1 protein-coding gene is annotated in these 1,369 nt (G+C 69.8%); it reads left to right on the top strand.

Annotated features, from left to right (window positions below; translation table 11 throughout):
• Nucleotides 1–1,308 (top strand): protein kinase (locus ACFWGJ_RS43705; RefSeq protein WP_387334551.1); only part of this gene is annotated, 1,308 nt, incomplete at its 5' end.
• Between the last annotated feature and the right edge of the window lie 61 nt (nt 1,309–1,369).

The following is a 1,369-nucleotide window of genomic DNA, read 5'->3' as shown; positions in this document are numbered from 1 at the left end:
AACGCCGAGGCCCCGGGGCCCGAACAGGCGCTGATCATCGTCTCCGGTGTGCTCGAAGCGCTCGCCTACTCCCACCAGCACGGCATCGTGCACCGGGACATCAAGCCCGCGAACGTGATCATCACCGACACCGGTGCGGTCAAGGTGATGGACTTCGGCATCGCCCGCGCCATGCAGTCCGGTGTGACCTCGATGACCCAGACCGGCATGGTCGTCGGCACTCCGCAGTACCTCTCCCCCGAGCAGGCCCTCGGCCGCGGTGTCGACGCCCGCTCCGACCTGTACTCGGTCGGCATCATGCTCTTCCAACTGGTCACCGGGCGGCTGCCGTTCGAGGCGGACTCGCCGCTGGCCATCGCGTACGCGCACGTCCAGGAGACGCCCGTCGCGGCCTCCTCCGTCAACCGCTCGCTGCCACCGGCCGTGGACGCGCTGATCGCCCGCGCGCTGAAGAAGAACCCGAACGAGCGTTTCGTCAGCGCGGAGTCGATGCGTGACGAGTGCCTGCGCGTGGCCCAGTCCGTGCAGGTGGTGCCCCCGAGCATCGTGCCGGGCGTGCAGACGTCCAGCGGAGCCGGTGTGGGCTCCGCGGTGTTCCCGCCGGTCGACCATTCGGCGCAGACACCGCAGGGCAACGTGCAGACGCCGTACCAGCCCGGTCCCTACGGGCCGTCGACGCCCGCGCCCACTCCGGCGCCGGGTCCCGCGCACGCGCCGACTCCGTCGTACGGCTATCCGCAGCAGGGCGGCTACCCGACCCCGCACCAGACCGCCGCGTACAGCCCGCAGCAGGGCCTGACGACCCCGCCGCCGTACACGATCTCCCCGCAGTCGGCGGGCGCCGGCGGTGGCCGCAAGAGCAACATGCCGGTGATCGTGGGCTCGATCGTCGTCGCGCTGCTCGCCATCGGCGGGCTGATCACCGCGCTGTCGCTGGGCGGTGACGACGACGACAAGAAGGCGGACGCCGCCAACAGCGCCCGCGCGTCGGCCTCCGAGGAGGCGGCCGGGGAGAACCACAAGGGTCCGGACACCACGAAGAAGATCGACACGACCGAGTGCACGGAGCCCGACGAGTCGTACAACGACGCCGACAAGATCAAGGTCCCGAACTTCAAGTTCAAGAACATCGATTCCGTGAAGGCGTGCTTCCAGGCGGCGGGCTGGCAGTACGAGGCCAAGACGGTGGACGAGAACGCGTACGGCGAGGGCACGGTCATGACCCAGATCCCCGAGGCGGAGACGGACGTCGACCCCAAGAGCATGCCGAAGATCCAGCTCTACGTGTCGACGGGCGACCCCGCCTGATCCGTCGCGAAACAGCGCACGACAGCACGCGAGGGGCCCGCCATCTCCGCCGGGCCCCTCT

This window comes from Streptomyces sp. NPDC060205 (assembly GCF_042728395.1).
In the GTDB taxonomy this organism is placed as follows: domain Bacteria; phylum Actinomycetota; class Actinomycetes; order Streptomycetales; family Streptomycetaceae; genus Streptomyces.
This window is presented reverse-complemented; position numbering and strand designations above follow the sequence as displayed.